The 18,040-nt window shown below is 57.2% G+C and carries 17 protein-coding genes; 8 read left to right on the top strand and 9 right to left on the bottom strand.

The annotated features are described in order from the left end of the window. The first annotated feature begins 1 nt into the window (after window position 1). The 7 genes from PuT2_RS00255 to PuT2_RS15680 all read left to right on the top strand — a co-directional run bounded on the left by PuT2_RS00255 (window position 2) and on the right by PuT2_RS15680 (window position 6,847). Window positions 2-1,519: a class I SAM-dependent RNA methyltransferase gene (locus PuT2_RS00255; RefSeq protein WP_371596205.1), complete on the top strand. Its 1,518-nt coding sequence runs from the start codon at window positions 2-4 to the stop codon at window positions 1,517-1,519. A 148-nt stretch (window positions 1,520-1,667) separates the two neighbouring features. Continuing rightward, window positions 1,668-1,862 carry a hypothetical protein gene (locus PuT2_RS00260; RefSeq protein WP_093969036.1) on the top strand — a complete coding sequence of 65 codons (195 nt, stop codon included), beginning with the start codon at window positions 1,668-1,670 and terminating at the stop codon, window positions 1,860-1,862. Between the two features lie 174 nt (window positions 1,863-2,036). Beyond that, window positions 2,037-2,561: an RDD family protein gene (locus PuT2_RS00265; protein ID WP_093969547.1), complete on the top strand. Its 525-nt coding sequence runs from the start codon at window positions 2,037-2,039 to the stop codon at window positions 2,559-2,561. Window positions 2,562-2,681: 120 nt separating this feature from the next. Next, window positions 2,682-4,067: an AMP-binding protein gene (locus PuT2_RS00270; RefSeq protein WP_093969037.1), complete on the top strand. Its 1,386-nt coding sequence runs from the start codon at window positions 2,682-2,684 to the stop codon at window positions 4,065-4,067. Window positions 4,068-4,088: 21 nt separating this feature from the next. Then, window positions 4,089-4,610 carry a gamma carbonic anhydrase family protein gene (locus PuT2_RS00275; RefSeq protein ID WP_093969548.1) on the top strand — a complete coding sequence of 174 codons (522 nt, stop codon included), beginning with the start codon at window positions 4,089-4,091 and terminating at the stop codon, window positions 4,608-4,610. 34 nt (window positions 4,611-4,644) lie between these two features. Next, on the top strand, window positions 4,645-5,568 hold the full coding sequence (locus PuT2_RS00280; protein WP_093969038.1) for an Hsp33 family molecular chaperone HslO: 924 nt from the start codon (window positions 4,645-4,647) through the stop codon (window positions 5,566-5,568). 85 nt (window positions 5,569-5,653) lie between these two features. After that, window positions 5,654-6,847: a TadE/TadG family type IV pilus assembly protein gene (locus tag PuT2_RS15680; protein WP_143516079.1), complete on the top strand. Its 1,194-nt coding sequence runs from the start codon at window positions 5,654-5,656 to the stop codon at window positions 6,845-6,847. Here PuT2_RS15680 and ftsB read toward each other — a convergent pair. The 9 genes from ftsB to PuT2_RS00325 all read right to left on the bottom strand — a co-directional run bounded on the left by ftsB (window position 6,730) and on the right by PuT2_RS00325 (window position 16,119). Further along, window positions 6,730-7,017 (bottom strand): cell division protein FtsB, encoded by a 288-nt coding sequence (ftsB, locus tag PuT2_RS00285; protein WP_093969039.1) that lies wholly within the window; start codon window positions 7,015-7,017, stop codon window positions 6,730-6,732. The genes PuT2_RS15680 and ftsB overlap by 118 nt on opposite strands. A gap of 18 nt (window positions 7,018-7,035) precedes the next feature. Beyond that, on the bottom strand, window positions 7,036-8,322 hold the full coding sequence (gene eno / locus PuT2_RS00290; RefSeq protein ID WP_093969040.1) for a phosphopyruvate hydratase: 1,287 nt from the start codon (window positions 8,320-8,322) through the stop codon (window positions 7,036-7,038). Window positions 8,323-8,395: 73 nt separating this feature from the next. Further along, a complete protein-coding gene (locus tag PuT2_RS00295; RefSeq protein WP_093969041.1) occupies window positions 8,396-9,757 on the bottom strand; it encodes an MBL fold metallo-hydrolase RNA specificity domain-containing protein in 1,362 nt (453 codons plus the stop codon). 21 nt (window positions 9,758-9,778) lie between these two features. Then, window positions 9,779-10,627, bottom strand: a complete 849-nt coding sequence (gene kdsA / locus PuT2_RS00300) for a 3-deoxy-8-phosphooctulonate synthase (protein ID WP_093969042.1) — start codon at window positions 10,625-10,627, stop codon at window positions 9,779-9,781. Further along, the gene (locus PuT2_RS00305; protein ID WP_093969043.1) at window positions 10,624-12,282 is read right to left on the bottom strand and encodes a CTP synthase; all 1,659 of its coding nucleotides are present in this window, start codon (window positions 12,280-12,282) and stop codon (window positions 10,624-10,626) included. The genes kdsA and PuT2_RS00305 overlap by 4 nt, the downstream gene beginning before the upstream one ends. 64 nt (window positions 12,283-12,346) lie before the next feature. Beyond that, window positions 12,347-14,152, bottom strand: coding sequence for an aminopeptidase P family protein (locus PuT2_RS00310; RefSeq protein ID WP_256387430.1), 1,806 nt, complete (start codon window positions 14,150-14,152; stop codon window positions 12,347-12,349). 78 nt (window positions 14,153-14,230) lie between these two features. Further along, window positions 14,231-14,884 (bottom strand): 3-oxoacid CoA-transferase subunit B, encoded by a 654-nt coding sequence (locus PuT2_RS00315; protein WP_093969044.1) that lies wholly within the window; start codon window positions 14,882-14,884, stop codon window positions 14,231-14,233. Between the two features lie 2 nt (window positions 14,885-14,886). Then, window positions 14,887-15,591, bottom strand: coding sequence for a CoA transferase subunit A (locus PuT2_RS00320; protein ID WP_093969045.1), 705 nt, complete (start codon window positions 15,589-15,591; stop codon window positions 14,887-14,889). A 90-nt stretch (window positions 15,592-15,681) separates the two neighbouring features. Further along, window positions 15,682-16,119 carry a thioesterase family protein gene (locus PuT2_RS00325; RefSeq protein ID WP_093969046.1) on the bottom strand — a complete coding sequence of 146 codons (438 nt, stop codon included), beginning with the start codon at window positions 16,117-16,119 and terminating at the stop codon, window positions 15,682-15,684. Window positions 16,120-16,284: 165 nt separating this feature from the next. On the opposite strand from PuT2_RS00325, the gene PuT2_RS00330 reads away from it, so the two are divergent. Continuing rightward, complete coding sequence (locus PuT2_RS00330; protein ID WP_173862491.1) at window positions 16,285-17,931, top strand: electron transfer flavoprotein-ubiquinone oxidoreductase; 1,647 nt, start codon at window positions 16,285-16,287, stop codon at window positions 17,929-17,931. Window positions 17,932-18,040 lie beyond the last annotated feature (109 nt).

The following is an 18,040-nucleotide window of genomic DNA, read 5'->3' on the forward strand; positions in this document are numbered from 1 at the left end:
AATAACGACCATGACGACCTCGCAACCTAAAAAGACGCTCACTCTTAAAAAGAAACCATCAGACTCGGACGTAACCAGCACATCGGGTGGGCCACGCAAGCGCTCGGGCGCACGCGCACGTTTAGTGGCACAACGCGAACTGACACGACGCAGAACCGACACCTTCGACGCCGAGCTGGCTGATGCCCCGGTTGTCGAAACATCGCTCGATACGGCCAAGCCAGCAAGACCTGAACGGTCCCGCACGGCCGAACGCCCCAAGGCCGCACGCCGCCCAGACCAAGACGCACACTCGCAAGCGGCCACCGCCCCTGTTGTACGTCGGCCCAGATCAGACGCACGCAACAGCCCGAGCCGCATCAGGGTTGCCGAAACATTTCGCGTATTCACCCCTTGCCCGCACGGACTCGAAGAGGCGTTGGCTGCCGAACTGAACGCCCTTGGCTTTGACGACGCCGTTGCCGATCGAGCCGGATGCCGTCTGACCACCGACTGGTCAGGTATCTTGCGCATCAACCTGTATTCGCGTCTGGCCACGCGGGTTCTCGTTCAGGTGGCCCACCGGCCCGTCAACACCGAGAACGATATTCTCGATCTTGCGTACAACACGCCCTGGGAACGCTGGTTTGGTGCTGAACAAACGCTGCGGGTCGATACCTCGGCGATCCGCAGCCCCATGCAAAGTCTGCAGTACTGCAACCTGCGCGCCAAAGATGGCATTTGCGACCGCTTACGCGACAGAGAAGGCCAGCGCCCCGACATCGACACAGTACGCCCAGACGCCCGCGTGCATCTCTTTCTGGACGAAACCAGCGCTACCCTGTATCTGGACACATCTGGCGAATCGCTCTTCAAGCGCGGCTGGCGTCTCGACAAGGGCGAAGCCCCGATCCGCGAGAACCTTGCAGCAGGCCTGCTTGCGCTTTCCGGTTGGGACCCAAACGCCCCCTTGCTCGACCCATTTTGCGGCAGCGGGACCATTCTTATCGAGGCCGCCTGGATAGCCCTGGGCGTGCCGGCAGGCATCTGGCGCCCATTTGCCTTCGAGCGTCTGCGCAATCACGACGATCGCCACTGGAAAGACATCAAGGCCGAAGCGCGCTCACGCATTGCAACACGGCTGGATACCCCTCTGGTGGGCTGCGACCTGAACCCCGCCGCCATTGAAGCCGCCCGTCAAAACCTTGACCGTGCCTGGCTCACACCCGACACCATCCGCCTTGAGGTTGCCGATGCCCGTAATGTGCTGCCCCCGGCCGATCACGGCTGGCTGGTCACCAACCCGCCCTATGGCGAACGCCTTGAAGATAGCGACGACGACCTGTGGTGGCAGTGGTCGCAAAATTTGAAGCAAAACTACAGCAATTGGCATGTAAACATTATTTCCAGCGACCTTGAGCTGCCCCAAAAATTACGTCTAAAGCCCCGCCGCCGCATCCCTTTACACAATGGTGCCCTCGATTGCCGCCTTTTTGTATTCGACATGGTCAAAGAGAGCTACCGACGAGAAAAGAAGTGAACACGCTGTAGTTTTTTGGCACTGAACCCGCATAAAAAAACAACATTCTTACGCAGTGCAGCAAAACAGCTTGCAATTGGCCTAGGGTTTTCCCTATAATAGGGTTAACCCTGAACGAAACGTTCAATTTACTTAAAGAGGCTAAATCATGAACCAACTGCACAGCGACATCCGTCTTACCGATGAACTCGAGCGCCAACTTATGCAAGCGGCCATCGAAGAGCAAATGCGTATCAAACCCGGTAAAGCGCTGAAAAACCTGTTCGTGAAACTTAGCGGCAAGGCAGCAAAAAGCGCACCTGCAAAAGTTGTTACCGTACGCACTGCCGAATCAGCTGCCTAAGGTCAACCGCAGTATCCGCTGATTCGCGCCCTTATCGGGTAGAATCTGCCCGCCGACGCGATCAGTCGAAGAAAAAGCCGCATATTGCGGCTTTTTGCTTTTGTGTCCGTCATACGGCGATGCCTGACGTAATGGGCGATAATGCGGGCACCGATTTATTTTTTCTGCCCAGCAATGTCAAAAAAGACGCCTACCACTCCCGTAACGCCGGCCACACCAGTTCTCAATACACCCAGCCGCCTTAAACGCTTCGCCTGCATGATGTATGAAGGCGTTTTGCTTTTTGCCGTCGTTTTTCTGGCCGGCTACCTGTTCGACACCCTGACACAAAGCCGCAGCGGGCTGACCTTCAGACATGGACGGCAGTTCGTACTTTTCCTGGCTATCGGGTTGTATTTCGTGGCCTGTTGGCGTTACGGTGGGCAAACCCTGCCCATGAAAACCTGGAATGTCCGTCTTATTGACCGTGATGGCAAGCCGCCTCGCCTGCCTCGGCTTGTCTTGCGATACCTGCTCATCTGGCCTGTACTGATGGTAGCTGCGTTGCTGGTCAAGGGCCTGGGACTGCTCACGGGCTATGGCGCCACCGACTTGCTGATTATCTTCACCCCTTTTGCACTGTTTATCTGGACCTGGTTTGATAAAGACAAACAGTTTTTGCACGACCGCTTGCTTGGCACGCGACTAGTATCCGTATAAACCCTTATAGCGCGTCGATTGTGCGCGCAAAACATTGCACATAACGCCCGAGTCGTTCATGCTTGCATCGGTAAAGACTGCCGGATCGTCTCCGATGACCTGTTAGGTGTTTCAACGACAATGAACGACCAGTACTCGGCGCTGTACGCTTCCTATAAGTGGTATGTGCCCTCGCAGTTCAATATCTCAGAGGTTTGCATCCATCGGTGGGCCACCAACCCCCTCGAAGGGCGTCGGCCCGCGATACTTGGCGAAGACGAGTTCGGCGATAGCATTCGGTGCAGTTACGGCCAGTTGGCCGAAACCACCTGCAAACTGGCCAATGGCCTGCTGCGCATGGGGGTTGCCCAAGGCGACCGGGTTGTTGTCGCCATGGCGCAAGGCCCCGAATTTGTCGCCGCCTGCATGGCCATTCTCGGAGTAGGTGGCGTTGTTGTACCGCTCTCATCCATATTAACGGCGCAGCAAGTTACTGCCCGGGTGGTCAATGCGCAGGCCCGGATCGCCATAGTCGATTCAGCCAATATCCCCAGTTTGCTACAAGCGCAGTCGCGCTACCCGGCTTTAGGGCAAATCATCGGTTTCGGGTTCCAGCACGAAGCCACGCTATCTTGGTCCAGCCTGCTGGCGCGCCAAAACAGCAGCTTTCGTCTGGCCCCTACCAGTGCGCAAAGCCCGGCATTCCTTATCTACCCCATGGCCACCGACGCGCCCTTGCAAGGCATTATGCTGTCACACAGCGCCCTAATCGGGCAGTTGCCCGGCTTTGTCGCCTCGCAAAACTGGTTTCCGCTGCCCGACGACGTCTTCTGGACCCAGTCTGACTGGACCACGCCCGACGGCCTACTTAACGGTCTATTGCCCTGCTTGTATTTTGGTCGGCCCATTGTGGGCCTCCAAGGCAACCACTCGGTACAACGCACACTCAGTGCGCTTATTGATTACAAAGTCACCAATATCAGCGTGCCCTGGTCGTCGTTGCGGGCTGTCATGGTCGAGTCGCCCGACCTGAACCCAGCACAATTTTCACTACGGGCCATTATGGCCACCGGCACACACCCCACCCCCGCCATTCACGAGTGGTGCGAAGCTATTCTGGGCTTGAGCCCCAACCATGTTTATGGTGTCACCGAGGCCGCTTACCTTATTGGGCACAGCCACCTGCGCTGGCCAGCTCGTCCTGGCAGCATGGGCCGCGCCTACCCAGGGCACCTCGTCAGCGTGCTAGACGAGGCCGGACGCGTTTGTCCTGCCGGCACAGTCGGCGAAATCGCCGTCAACCGTTTTGACCTTAACGGTTTTCGCGACCCGGCCATCTTCTTGGGTTACTGGCAGCAAGACGAGGAAACCGCCAGGCGCTTCCGACACAACTGGTTTCTTACCGGCGATTTGGCCTCAATAGACCGTGACGGCTATTTTTGGTTCGCCGGCCACAGACAACATTCACTTACGGCCAATTCACAAGCCCACGAAAACCAGGCAGGGCCGGTATCATTAAGCCTTTAAAACCATTGCCGATTGTTTGCCATGCCTGTTTACGCGCTTAAAAACCTCATCCCCAGCATCGACCCCGATACTTTCATTTTTGACAGTGCCGACATTATTGGCGACGTTACCCTCAAGGCTGGCGTCAGCATCTGGTCCAATGTCAGCATCCGTGGCGACAACGCCCCTATCGTCATTGGGTCTAACAGCAACATCCAGGAAAACAGTGTGCTTCACGTCGACGAAGGCATCCCCATGACCATTGGCGACAACGTCACGGTCGGGCACCAGGCCATGTTGCATGGCTGCACCATCGAAGACGGTACCCTCATCGGCATGCAAGCCATTATCCTGAACAATGCCCATATCGGTAAAAACTGCCTGATCGGCGCCGGCGCCATTGTGCCCGAAGGCCGTCACATTCCAGATGGCTCACTCGTCATTGGCATCGGTAAAATTGTTCGCCAGCTCTCGGAAGAAGAGCTGCACAACCTGTCGCATAACAGCCAGCACTATGCGGACCGCGGTCGCGAATACGCCCAGCACCTGACGCGTCTGAAGTAAAGGCGTCAAAGCGGCGCTAGGCTAAAATAGCGGCATGAGCAACGAACTTAAAAAATACCTATTTCAAGACCAATCCGTCCGGGTGCAGGCCGTGCGCCTGACCGAGGCCTGGCAAACCGGGCTCGTGCATCAGCACTACCCTGCATGCGTCGAGCGCCTACTTGGCGAACTGACTGCCGCCGCCGTGCTGCTGGCGTCCAATATCAAGCTTGACGGTTCTCTGGTGCTACAGCTGCAGGGCGATGGCCCAGTCGCCCTGATAGTGGTCGAGTGCAACGTCAATCTGAACATCCGGGCTACCGCCACCCTGCGCGAGGGGCACGAAATACCAGAAGACGGTACCTTGCAATCGCTGCTGAACGCCAACGGGCAAGGCCGCTTTATTGTGGTGCTCGACCCCAACCGCGACACCACCGACATGCAACCTTATCAAGGCATCGTCCCGCTTGAAGGCGATACTGTCGCACAAGTGCTCGAACTGTACATGCGCAATTCCGAACAACTCGATACCCGACTATGGCTGGCGGCCAACGGGCGCTGCGCTACAGGCATGCTGCTACAGCGGCTACCGGGCCATGGCGGCAATCGACTGGCCGACGCACAAAGCGCCGACGACACCTGGCAACGCGCCGTCATTTTGTCCGAAACGCTGCAAACCGACGAACTCCTGAACCTCGAATCCGATCAAATCGTAAAGCGCCTGTTCTGGGAAGAAGCGCTGCTGACCTTCGAACCCAAGACGGTTCACTGGTTTTGCCCCTGCACCCGCGAGCGGGTCGGCAACATGCTGCGCATGCTGGGCCGCGAAGAAATCGAAAGCATTTTGGGCGAGCGCGAAAATATCGACGTATCGTGCAATTTTTGCGGCAAACCCTATGCGTTCGATGCCGTCGATTGCGCCGGGCTCTTCACCGAAAACCTGGACAGCGGGCATGCCAACCCTAAATCAGTCCATTGATTTAGCTCAATCAACACCATAGACTAATCAACCCAGGCGTATAAGCCGCCGTCGACAGTATCCGGGCCCTGGCACACAATGCCTGATGGCCCGTTTTTTTTACCTTCCGGTTCTTTGGCAAAATACGTTGCTGCCCAAAGCGGTCGCTGCCCGCACGACACGGGCGCGTATTAGCTACGTGTCGCAAAAAGCGCTTGCTGGTTTCAGAGCACTGCTCAGGCGGCGACATTCGCTGCCTGAAGCCCCGACACGGCAACGCGGTACCGGACTGGTTGAATTCTTGCTGGTGGCCATACCTTTGCTGGTAACCGCGTTGGGCGGCATCGAAATCTCGCACTGGATGTTCACCCGGCAAGCCATTAGCATGGCCCTCGTCGAGGCAGGACGCGCGGGGAGCACAGAACACGCCAACCCATTAGCTATTGCGCGCGCGTTCGAGGCGGCGCTGGGGCCGCTGTACCCCGGCACGGCCAAACAGCCATCAAGCCAACGCGTACAACATGCCCTTGAACGGCACCATCTGCATCACGCAACACTACCCTGGCACATTCAAATCGTATCGCCCTCGGCAACTGTCTTCGAAGACTTCAAGGCATCGGCACCAGACGTACGCCACCCAAGTGGGTTACCCACCATCAACAATAGCTACCAATTTGAACAAGATACCGCGTACCGGCAACAAGGCCAGCCCAACGGCACAGGCCCACGATCGGCCCAGACCATCTACCAGGCCAATGCGCTCATCTTAAGATTGACTTACCGCTACAAGCCCCTGCTGCCCGGCCTAGAGACCATGGCAGGCAACACGCTGGCGCTTACACAAGAGGCCGTAGTCGAGATGCAATCACATCCGGTACTCTGGCCCGACGACCCGTCTGGCAGGGTAACGCGCACACGCGATACCGCGGCACACCGTCACTGGAACGACCACGACACCACGCTACCTCAGCCGCCGGCAATACACGACGCCACAAGCCCACCCGCAAACGAGTATGCCGGGTCGCCAGGCCTGAACGAGAACGAAGGGCTAGGAAATAACGCAGACACAGGCAGCAACCCGGGTAACGAATCAGGCGGCAGCCTGGTACCGGAAAGCAGTACCGAAAATGGAGGCGGCGCTCACAGCGCAGCAGAAGACGCGGGAACCACGCCCGGGGACAATCAGGGGGAAGGCTCGTCGGAGGGCAATATATGCACGAACACATCGCCCTCTTTGACCATACCTAATTCGAATCTGGCGCGCTCTTCGACAGCGGCCGTACCCGATTTAAGATCTTGAACCTCGGCCGCCAATGCGTTGTTACGCGCGGCCAAGGCTTCATTTTTCTCTTCTTGACGGGCAAGCTGCTGTTCTAGTTCGCTGACTCGAGCCCAGCTGCCCTTACCCCACCACAAGGGATACTGTATGGCAGCAGCCAATATCACCAGAATCAACAGAACAAGGCGCATCAGCCTGCCCTACAAAAATTAACGCAGGTTGTAGAACGCGTCGCGACCGGGATACGAGGCCACTTCGGCCAGCTCTTCTTCGATGCGCAGCAACTGGTTGTACTTGGCCATACGATCGGAGCGCGACAGCGAACCGGTCTTGATTTGCATGGCGTTGGTGGCCACTGCAATATCGGCAATCGTCGAATCTTCGGTTTCACCCGAACGATGCGAAATAACAGCCGTATAACCAGCACGCTTGGCCATTTCGATGGCAGCAAAGGTTTCGGTCAGTGTGCCGATCTGATTGATTTTGATCAGGATGGAGTTGGCAATATTCTGGTCGATACCCTGCTTGAGGATTTTGGTGTTGGTCACGAACAGATCGTCACCCACCAACTGAACCTTTTTACCCAGTTGCTGAGTCAGAATCTTCCAGCCTTCCCAGTCGTCTTCGGCCATACCATCTTCGATGGTGATAATGGGGTACTTGTCGCACCAAGTTGCCAGCAAATTGGCGAAATCGGCAGCTGCGAGCGAAACACCGCCCTCGCCGGCCAGGTGATATTTACCGTCGCGGTAGAACTCGGAGCTAGCGCAATCGAGACCCAGAGCGATTTGCGAACCTGCTTCGTAGCCTGCGGCTTCGATGGCTTGCAAAATAAGCTGGATGGCCGCTTCGTGATTGGCAACGTTAGGGGCAAAGCCGCCCTCGTCACCCACCGCAGTCGACATACCCTGGTCGTGAATCAGTTTTTTAAGGGCATGGAATACTTCGGCGCCCATCTGCAACGATTCGCGGAAGCTGGTGGCGCCCACGGGCAAGATCATGAACTCTTGCATGTCGAGCGTATTGTTGGCGTGTGCACCGCCGTTGATCACGTTCATCATGGGCACAGGCATTTGCATAGGACCGCTACCACCAAAGTAACGGTACAACGATAGGCCTGAATCGTCGGCAGCAGCGCGCGCTACAGCCATACTGGCAGCCAGGATAGCGTTGGCGCCAAGGCGGCTTTTTGACTCGGTACCATCAAGCTCGATAAGGGTACGGTCAACAAAGGTTTGCTCTTGTGCGTCGAGCCCCATGAGCGCTTCGGAAATTTCGGTGTTGAGGTTTTCGACAGCCTTGAGTACGCCCTTGCCCAGGTAGCGGCTTTTATCGCCGTCGCGCAGTTCGATGGCTTCGCGAGCGCCTGTCGAGGCCCCCGACGGTACGGCGGCACGCCCCATGGCACCCGACTCGAGCAACACGTCGCACTCGACGGTAGGGTTGCCACGCGAATCTAGAATTTCGCGCCCGATGATATCTACGATTGCACTCATTGAATGTCCTGTGAAAAAAATGGAATAGCGTTAAATAACAATAATGGATTGTACTTCGAGCAGACGCACGCCCCTACCTGAGCGACACCTTTTCAAGGTGTTCGACGGCACGCACGCGCCAGCCCAGCTCGTCTTTGATGCGGCAACGTAAGGCGTCGGCCGCCTCGGGCTCGCCGTGCACCAGAAAGGTTTCGCGCGGCGGGCGCCGAAAACCGCCAAGCCAGCGGATGATTTCGTCGGCATCAGCGTGTGCCGACAACATCGACAGGTTGTTAAGCTCGGCTTTAACGGGAATATATTCGCCGTGTATTTTAATCGTCTGGGCACCGGCAAGCATTTTTGCCCCGCGGGTGCCAGCCGCCTGGTAACCAGCGAACAAAATCGATGAGCGCGGATCGGGTGCAAACCGCTTAAGGTGGTGCACAACCCGGCCGCCGGTGGCCATGCCGCTGGCCGAAATAATGATTTTAGGCATGACCGAGGCGTCTAGCGCCTTGGACTCTTCAACGCTTTCAATGTACTCGGCCACTTGATTGACCTCGTAGACTTGCGCCCGCGTGAGCTTTTGCTCGCCCGGATGGTCACGATGCACTTTGACGGCACTTAATGACATGGGGCTGTCGAGGTAAACCGGCATGTTCTCGGGCAGTCGGCGCTCGATTCGCAACTTGTGCAGGTAGTAAAGCAGCAGTTGTACTCGCCCCACGGCAAACGCCGGTATAACCACTGTGCCGCCGCGTTCGGCCGTGCGCCGAATGATGTCCTCAAGCACCGCCTCGGGGGGGCTGGCATCGTGACTGCGGTCGCCATAGGTTGACTCGAGCACAAGGTAATCGGCATCTTCGATGGTGTCCGGATCGGGCATGACAGGATCGTTGTAGCGGCCCAAATCGCCCGAGAACACAAGCTTTCGACCATCCCATTGCACTTCAACAATAGAAGCACCCAAAATGTGCCCGGCGCGATGCAGCTTGATCTTCAGGTCGTGGTCAATGGCGTGAAAAGCATCGCGCGCCAGTGGCTGAAACTGACGCAGGACTTTTTGAGCCTCTTTGGTGGTGTACAGGGGCAAGGCGGGTTCGTGCGAACTCAGCTTGTGGCGATTCGCGAACTCGGCGTCAGACTCTTGAATGTGTGCGCTGTCGAGCAGCAGGATTTCGGCCAGATCGATAGTGGGCTCTGACGCAAAAACGGGGCCCTTGAAGCCGTCTCGCCCTAACCGGGGCAAATAGCCCGAGTGATCGAGGTGGGCATGAGTGAGCACAACCGCATTGATGCTGGCCGGATCGACCGGGAACGGCGCCCAATTGCGTTGACGCAAGAGCTTGAGCCCCTGAAACAGGCCACAGTCGACCAAAATACGCTGCCCATTAGATTCGAGCAGATGACGCGACCCGGTAACCGTGCCCGCCGCACCCAGAAACGATAACTCCATGGCTCCTCCGCCAGGTGATGATCAGTCGAGTTCGAACAGGCCGTTTTCTTTGACGCAGCGATCGATGCTGACCAGTGATTTAAGCAAGCCCGGCATCTGACCCAGCGGGACGGCGTTGGGGCCGTCGGACAGGGCTTGATCGGGATTGGGGTGGGTTTCCATGAACAACCCGGCTATACCAACCGCCACCGCAGCACGAGCCAAGATGGGCACGAACTCGCGCTGACCGCCGGACGATGTGCCCTGCCCACCCGGCAACTGTACCGAATGGGTGGCATCGAACACAACCGGACAACCGGTTTCGCGCATGATGGCCAGTGAACGCATATCGGACACCAGATTGTTATAGCCAAACGATGCGCCGCGTTCGCACACCATGATATTACTGCCGTCGCCCCCGGCGGCAATAGCAGCATCGCGCGCCTTGTTCACCACCTGAAGCATATCGTGGGGCGCCAGAAACTGCCCCTTTTTTATGTTGACAGGCTTGAGTGTGGCGGCGCAAGCCTGGATAAAGTCGGTTTGGCGACACAAAAACGCAGGCGTTTGAAGCACGTCGACCACTGCAGCGACATCGTCGACCTGCGATTGATCGTGGATATCGGTAAGCACAGGCACACCTAGCTGGGCGCGCACATCGGCCAGAATTTGCAGGCCTTCGTGCATGCCCGGCCCCCGGAAAGACTTGCCCGAGCTGCGATTAGCCTTGTCGAACGAGCTTTTGTATATGAACGGGATACCCAGCTGCTGTGTGATTTCTTGCAGCCGGCCTGCCGTATCGAAAGCCATTTGGCGTGACTCGATAACGCAGGGGCCGGCGATGAGAAAAAACGGCCGGTTCAGCCCGGCTTCGAACCCGCATAGCTTCATGCCGAACCCTTAGCCGGGCGATTGGCCTGGTGTTCAAGCGCGGCCTTGATATAGCCCGTGAACAACGGGTGGCCGTCGCGCGGAGTTGAGGTGAACTCGGGGTGAAACTGTACGCCCATAAACCAAGGGTGCGAAGGGAGCTCCATGATTTCGGGGAGTTGTTCGGTGGGGGTACGCGCGCTAATGACCAGGCCGGACTCTTCTAGACGCGACACGTAGACATTGTTGACTTCGTAGCGATGGCGATGGCGCTCGTTGACTTCGTCGCCATAAATTTTATGAGCCAGGGTACCCGGGCGAACCGGGCAACGCTGTGCCCCTTTGCGCATTGTGCCGCCCAGATCAGACGTTTGATCGCGACGCTCGACTTTGCCTTCGCGGTCTTGCCATTCGGTGATGAGGGCCACCACAGGATGCGGCGTAGCCGGGTCGAATTCGGTGCTGTTGGCCCCGCCCAGTTGGGCAACGTTGCGGGCGAACTCGATAACCCCCAACTGCATGCCCAGGCAAATACCCAGGTACGGCACACCGTTTTCACGGGCGTAGCGAATAGCAGCAATCTTGCCCTCGGTGCCCCGTTTACCAAAGCCGCCTGGCACCAGGATGGCATCGAGGTGTTCAAGACATGCCGTACCTTCAGCTTCGATGACTTCGGAGTCGAGGTATTCGATGTTGACGTGGGAGCTGGTATGGATACCCGCGTGAACCAAGGCTTCGGTAAGCGACTTGTACGATTCGGTCAGGTCGACGTACTTGCCGACCATGCCAATAGTGACCGCTTTCTTGGGATGCTCGATGGCATCGACCATGCGGTCCCAGACGGTGAGGTCGGCCGGTGGCGGCGACAATGCCAGCGCATCGCAGACCAGGTTGTCGAGGCCTTGTGCGTGCAGCATGGCCGGGATTTTATAAATCGAATCGACGTCCCAGACCGAAATGACGGCATCGAGCGGCACGTTGGAGAACAACGAAATTTTCGCGCGCTCGTCGTCGGGGATACGGCGGTCGGCACGGCACAACAAGGCGTGCGGATAAATACCGATTTCACGCAGTTTTTGTACCGAGTGCTGAGTAGGCTTGGTTTTAAGCTCGCCGGCCGAGGCAATGAACGGCACCAGCGTCAGGTGCACAAACGCGGCGTTATTACGGCCCAGGCGCAGGCTCATTTGACGTGCGGCCTCGAGGAAAGGCAGCGATTCGATATCACCGACGGTGCCGCCGATCTCGACAATGGCGACATCGGCCTCGCCCTGATAGGCCGCTTTAGCGCCACGGGCAATGAAATCTTGGATCTCGTTGGTAATGTGCGGGATAACCTGAACAGTTTTACCCAGGTAGTCGCCGCGACGCTCTTTACGCAACACCGATTCGTAGATTTGACCGGTGGTAAAGTTATTGACCTTACGCATGCGCGTCGAAATAAAGCGCTCGTAGTGGCCCAGGTCAAGGTCGGTTTCGGCGCCGTCTTCGGTGACAAACACCTCGCCGTGCTGAAACGGGCTCATGGTGCCGGGGTCGACGTTGATGTAGGGGTCAAGCTTGAGCATGGTGACACGCAAACCACGCGACTCGAGAATGGCGGCCAATGAAGCAGCGGCAATGCCCTTACCCAGCGAGGACACTACCCCACCCGTTACAAATACATATTTGGTCATAAATCTGCGCCCGGTGTAGCCGGGCGGTAGCGGGAAATTGAAATTATAGCCGACGCAACCGGTTTCACAGCGGTTCGGTACGCGCAATCAACCAGTCGCGCGCCGCACCGTTGACCAGAGGCAACAATGTTTGACGTACGCAGGCGTGATAGTCGTTCAACCACGTTAAGTCGGTAGGCGTCAGCAAGCTTGCGTCGATACAGCGCGTATCTATCGGGCACAAAGTCAGGGTTTCAAATTTCATGAACTCGCCGAACTGAGTTTGCTCTGCAGGCTGGCACACCACCAGGTTCTCGATGCGCACCCCCCATTGGCCCGGCCGGTAAACCCCCGGTTCGTTGGACGTAATCATGCCGGTTGCCATCGCCATGGCCGGCTTGATGGGCGTGCGGTACGAGATGGATTGCGGCCCTTCGTGAACGTTCAAAAAGTAACCCACACCATGACCTGTACCGTGACCAAATTCAATACCTGCCTGCCACAAGGGCAGCCTGGCAATCGGATCGAGCATGGGTGCGGCAATGCCCTTTGGAAAATGCGCCTGGGACAGGGCAATCATGCCGCGCAACACTAAGGTAAAGTCGCGTTTTTGCTCGGGCGTTGGCGTGCCCACCGGCACGACCCGGGTGATATCGGTTGTACCGCCCAGATACTGGCCACCCGAATCGATAAGCAACAGACCATCGCCTTCGATGCGCGCATGTGAGCGCGTTGTAGCGTGATAGTGCGGCATAGCGCCGTTGGCGTTATAAGCGGCGATGGTCGAAAAGCTGGCGGATACGAAACCAGGCCGACGCGCCCGCGCTTCGGTAATTTTTTCGTCGATAGTCAGTTCGGTGATGGGCGCATTACCCAGTGCAGACTCGAACCAGGCAAAAAATTCACATAAGGCTGCGCCGTCCTCGGCCATCGCTTGCCGAACATGGGCAATTTCTTCCGGCGTTTTACACGCCTTAAGCAAGATGCTGGGGTTGTCGGCCTCGATGTGTTTAACGAACGCTGCAGCCGACAGCAAGCCCACCGTGGTGCGAGCCGGATCGAACAGCAAGGTAACCGATTCGGGCAGGCAAGACAACGCCCCGCCGATGGCGTCATAAGATTCGACACCCACCCCGTCGGCAGCAAGTTCTGCAACCAGTTCGGGCGACAGTTTCGAGGGTTCGACGAACAATGTGACTGTGTCGGCCCCCAGCAGAACATGCGCCAGAAAAACCGGGTTATACGACACATCGGCGCCACGCAAATTCAGTAACCAGGCAATGTCGTCAAGCGACGACAGCCAGTGCCAGCCGGCGCCCTGCGCAAGCATGCGGTCGCGTACGGCCTGAATATTGGCTGCGCGCGGCCGGCAAGCATGCGGTGGCTTATGCGCAAAAACAGGCGCCGACGGTAAAGACGGGCGCTCAGTCCAGACTTCACCTACCAGGTCAAGATCGGTATGCAGGCGTAAACCGCCGCCCGACAATGTGCTTTGCCATTGACGATGTGCAGAAACGGCCAGCGTATTGCCATCGACGGCCACTTTGGCGCCTTTAGACAAATGCGCCACCAGCCACTCGGCCGGCGTCGGTACGCCTTCGGCACCCGCCCGCATTGTTTCGATTCCGCTGCCCTCCAGGTCATTGACCGCCTGCTCCCAGTAGCGACTGTCTGTCCAGAGGCCGGCAAAACCAGCCGTTACCACCAAGGTACCCGCCGACCCTTCAAACCCCGACAGCCAGGCGCGAGCCGCCCAATGATCGGGCAGATATTCGGACAAATGCGGGTCTGCCGACAAGACAACACAAGCGTCGACGCCATGCGCATCCATGGCCTGCCGCAAGGCCTGCAGGCGAAACGAGGGGGTGGAACCGGGGGTCAAATCAGCCACGAGTTTACTCAATCAAAAATGCAAAAAAATAACGGCTTACCCCGTTAACCGGAGCAAGCCGCACGCAAACAAAAAAGTTCAGGCAAACGCTGACACATCGATTTTGGCTGCCGTTTTGGACAGGATCTCGTCAACGGTAACACCCGGCGCCATTTCGGTAAGCTTAAGGCCGTTTTCAGTGACTTCCATGACGCCCAGATCGGTAATGATGACGTTAACCACGCCAACACCGGTAAGCGGCAGCGTGCACTCAGGCAACAATTTCAGGTCTTCGGTGCCGTCTTTTTTACGCGCCACGTGCTCCATTAAGACCACCACACGACTAACGCCAGCGACCAAATCCATCGCGCCGCCCATGCCTTTGATCATTTTTCCCGGAATCATCCAGTTGGCCAGGTCGCCCTTTTCGGACACCTGCATAGCCCCCAGGATAGCCAAATTGATTTTGCCACCGCGGATCATGGCAAACGACTCAGACGAAGAAAAAATTGACGACCCCGGCAAAGTGGTGACGGTTTGTTTGCCGGCGTTGATCATATCGGCGTCGACCTCGTCTTCTTCAGGGAAAGGGCCAATACCCAGCAAGCCGTTTTCGGACTGCAGCCAGACCTCGACGCCCGGCGGTACGTAATTAGCTACCAGGGTGGGCAAGCCAATGCCCAAATTCACGTAGAAGCCGTCTTGAAGCTCTTTTGCCGCACGCGCGGCCATTTCGTCACGATTCCATGCCATGGTTATTCTCCTGCGTTACGTACGGTGCGTTTTTCAATGCGTTTTTCGGGGCTGGTGTTCAGCACAATGCGGTGTACGTAAATACCGGGCAAGTGGACGTCATCGGGGTTGATATCACCGATATCAACCAGCTTTTCAACTTCAACAACCGTAATTTTCCCGGCCATGGCGACATCAGGGTTGAAATTACGCGCGGTCTTACGGAAAACCAGGTTCCCGCTGCGATCGGCCATATAGGCTTTCACCAAACACACGTCGGGCTTGAGCGCGCGCTCGAGAATATAGCGCTCGCCATCAAACTCGCGCTCTTCTTTGCCTTCGGCCACCAGCGTGCCTACCCCGGTACGCGTATAAAACGCCGGAATACCGGCCCCGCCAGCGCGCAACTTCTCGGCCAGCGTACCCTGCGGCGTGAACTCGAGCTCGAGCTCGCCGGCCAGATACTGACGCTCGAACTCTTTGTTTTCGCCTACGTAAGACGAAATCATTTTCTTGATTTGACGGGTCTCGAGCAACTGCCCTAGCCCAAAACCATCGACCCCTGCGTTATTACTGACACACGTCAGGTTTTGAACACCCGAATCACGCAACGCAGCGATCAAGGCCTCTGGAATACCGCACAGACCGAAACCGCCGACGCCAATCATTTGGCCATCGGCCACAATGCCCTTTAGTGCTTCTGCGGCACTTGCATACACTTTGTTCATTAATGCTCCACCCTGAGTTTAAAAACGTGGCGGCCACTACCGGTATCGACCGGCCCCGGACCACCGCAAACTATACTTTAGCCGACTCGCCTACACAAAAAAACGCGCCAGGTGCTCAAGCTCGACGGCTGTCCAGGGCGACGATTGCCCGCTTTCGCGATCGGCTACCACAACCACATTCTTACCCTTGGCGTAGGGCACACCCGGCTCGCCCTCGACCTCGATGGTGACATCGAAAGTCAGACTGGATCGACCAATTCGGGTCACGGTCATGAGCACGGCTACCGTCGCCGGGTAAACCACCGACTTCAAAAAATCGAATGAAGCGTGCGCCAGCAACGGCACACGGCCATGCGGGAAATAGACCTGCTCGGCTTCGAAGCACTGAGCACGGGCCTCTTCGACATATTTGAAATACAGCGTGTTATTGACGTGCCCGACGGCGTCCATGTCGCCCCAACGCACCGGCATGACGCACCGGAATACCCCACCTACCTTCAACGGACAAACGCTTGATTCTTCTGACATAGTTGGCTTATTGACGAAGCTGTTGTTTATTTAAAAAAACGCACAGGCCGGCATACCGACCGCACGCGCCACGAAAGGATAACAGTACAAGGCTGGAACGGCTGACTCGAGCTGCACTACAATCCCCACATACAACAGAATAATTCAACACGGAGAATTACATCCATGACTGAACGCGAATCGATGGAATACGATGTCGTGGTGGTTGGCGCCGGCCCTGCCGGGCTGTCTGCCGCAATACGTATCAAACAGCTTGCCGCCGAAAAGGGCCAGGAGATCAGTGTCTGTGTACTGGAAAAAGGCGCTGAAGTCGGCGCCCACATCCTGTCCGGCGCCGTCATGGACCCCAAAGCCCTGACTGAACTGATCCCCGACTGGAAAGAAAAAGGCGCGCCACTGAACACCCCGGTCACCGAAGACAAGTTCTTGTTCCTGACCCAAAGCGGTTCGCGCTCTACGCCAGCATGGATGCTGCCCGAATGCTTCCAGAACCACGGTAATTACATTGTGCGTCTTGGCGAAGTCACCCAGTGGCTGGGCGAACAGGCCGAAGCTCTAGGCGTCGAGATTTTCCCCGGGTTTGCCGCCGCCGAGATCCTGTACACCGACGACGGTGCCATCAAAGGCGTTGCCACGGGTGACATGGGCGTGGCGCGCGATGGCTCGCACACCCCGAATTACCAGCCTGGCATGGAGCTTCACGCTCGCTACACGCTGTTTGCCGAAGGGTCACGCGGCCATCTGGGTCGCCAGCTCATCGAACGCTTCAAGCTCGATCAAGGCCGCAACAGCCAAAGCTATGCCATCGGCATCAAAGAAATGTGGGAAGTCGACCCGGCGCAATCCCGGCCCGGTCTGGTCATGCATACGGCCGGCTGGCCCCTCGACGCCGACACCTATGGCGGCTCATTCCTGTACCACCTGAAAGACAACATTGTTGTCGTGGGTCTGGTTGTCGGGCTCGATTACGCCAACCCATGGCTGTCGCCCTTCGAAGAATTCCAGCGCTACAAAACCCATCCGGCCATCCGCCCCATCTTTGAAGGCGGCAAGCGTATCGCCTATGGTGCGCGATCCCTGACTGCGGGCGGCTTGTTGTCTCTGCCTAAGTTCGTGTTCCCCGGCGGTGCCATGGTGGGCTGCGAGGCCGGCTTCCTTAATGCATCGCGCATCAAGGGCAGCCACGCCGCCATCAAAACCGGCGCACTGGCGGCCGAAGCTGCAGTACAAGCCATTATGGCCGGCCGCAGCCACGACGAACTCACGGCCTACACGACGGCATTCGAAGCCTCCTGGCTCCACGACGAACTGAACAAAGCCCGCAACTTCAAACAATGGTTCAAAAAAGGCCGTACCGTAGGTACCGTCATGACTGGCATAGAGCAGCTGCTTTTAAAAGGCAAAATGCCCTGGACACTGCGCAATAACAAGCCGGATCACGCCTTCCTGCAACCTGCAGCCGAATGCGCTCGCATCGACTACCCCAAACCCGATGGCAAGCTGACATTCGATCGTCTCAGCTCGGTGTTTATCTCAAACACCAACCACGAAGAAGACGAACCTGTCCACCTGACATTGAAAGACGCGTCGGTGCCGGTGTCAGTCAATCTGGCCAAATACGGTGGCCCAGAGGCGCGCTTTTGTCCTGCCGGCGTCTACGAGTTCATTAAAGACGACGCGGGCAGCGATCGCCTGCAAATCAATGCGCAAAACTGTATTCATTGCAAAACCTGCGACATCAAAGACCCCACACAAAATATTGTTTGGGTCACCCCGCAAGGCGGCGAAGGGCCGGTTTATAACGGCATGTAATACCGCCGGGCTTCTGCGCCCTTATATCGCCATAAAAAGGCAGCCTTTATAAAAGGCTGCCCCCAGGCTAAAAATAAACCCCGCTGTTTTTTGCAGCGGGGTTTATTTT

This window comes from Pusillimonas sp. T2 (assembly GCF_002236805.1).
Taxonomy (GTDB): domain Bacteria; phylum Pseudomonadota; class Gammaproteobacteria; order Burkholderiales; family Burkholderiaceae_B; genus Neopusillimonas.